The sequence below is a fragment of the Methylobacterium sp. WCS2018Hpa-22 genome (genome assembly GCF_031843785.1).
Taxonomy (GTDB): domain Bacteria; phylum Pseudomonadota; class Alphaproteobacteria; order Rhizobiales; family Beijerinckiaceae; genus Methylobacterium.
Genome location: NZ_JAVTJA010000043.1, coordinates 1 through 1,049 on the forward strand (window position 1 = coordinate 1; position 1,049 = coordinate 1,049).

1 protein-coding gene is annotated in these 1,049 nt (G+C 62.6%); it reads right to left on the minus strand.

What is annotated here, in order from left to right:
- On the minus strand, positions 1–1,049 hold a 1,049-nt coding region (locus RQI43_RS24495; RefSeq protein WP_311276900.1), incomplete at both ends, for a PQQ-dependent dehydrogenase, methanol/ethanol family.

Consider the following 1,049-nt stretch of genomic DNA (forward strand, 5'->3'; position numbering starts at 1 on the left):
CGACCGTAGGTCTTGGAGCCCTTGTCCATGTCGACCTTGGAAGCCCAGTTCACCACCGGATCGAACTTCTCGGCGACCAGGAGCTCGCCGGTGGCGCGATCGAGGGTGTAGCCGAAGCCGTTACGATCGAAGTGGGTGAGGAGCGGACGATCCTTACCGTCGATCTTCTGATCCGTGAGGATCATCTCGTTGATGCCGTCGTAGTCCCACTCGTCGTGCGGGGTCATCTGGTAGACCCACTTGGCCGCACCCGTGTCGGGGTTACGTGCCCAGATGGTCATCGACCACTTGTTGTCGCCCGGACGCTGCTTGGGGTTCCAGGTCGAGGGGTTGCCCGAGCCGTAGTACATCAGGTCGAGCTTGGGGTCGTAGGAGAACCAGCCCCAGGTGCAGCCGCCGCCCGTCTTCCACTGATCGCCTTCCCAGGTCTTCAGCGAGGAATCCTTGCCGACCGGCTTGCCGAGAGACGTCGTCTTCTCCGGGTCCATGATCATGTCGGCATCGGGGCCCTGGGAGTAGCCGCGCCACACCTTCTTGCCCGACTTCGAGTCGTAGGCGGTGACGTGGCAGTTCACGCCGAACTCGCCGCCGGAAATGCCGACGATGATCTTGTCCTTGACCGGCAGAACCGTCGCGGTGTTGGTCTCACCCTTCTTCGGGTCGCCGTTGACGACGGACCAGTTCACCTTGCCGGACTTGGCGTCGAGCGAGACGACGGTGGTGTCGGCCTGGTGCAGGATGATCGCGCCGTCGGCATAGGCCAGGCCACGGTTGACCGTGTCACAGCACATCACCGGGATGACGCTCGGGTCCTGCTTGGGCTCGTACTTCCAGACGATCACGCCGTCCTTGTCGAGGTCCAGGGCGTAGACGATGTTCGGGAAGGGGGTGTGCACGTACATCATGTTGCCGATGACGAGCGGCGAGCCTTCGTGGCCGCGCAGGACGCCGGTCGAGAACGTCCAGGCCACCTGCAGCTGCTTAACGTTGCTGGCATTGATCTGGTCGAGCTTCGAATAGCGCGTATTGGCGTAATCGACCGTCTGCAG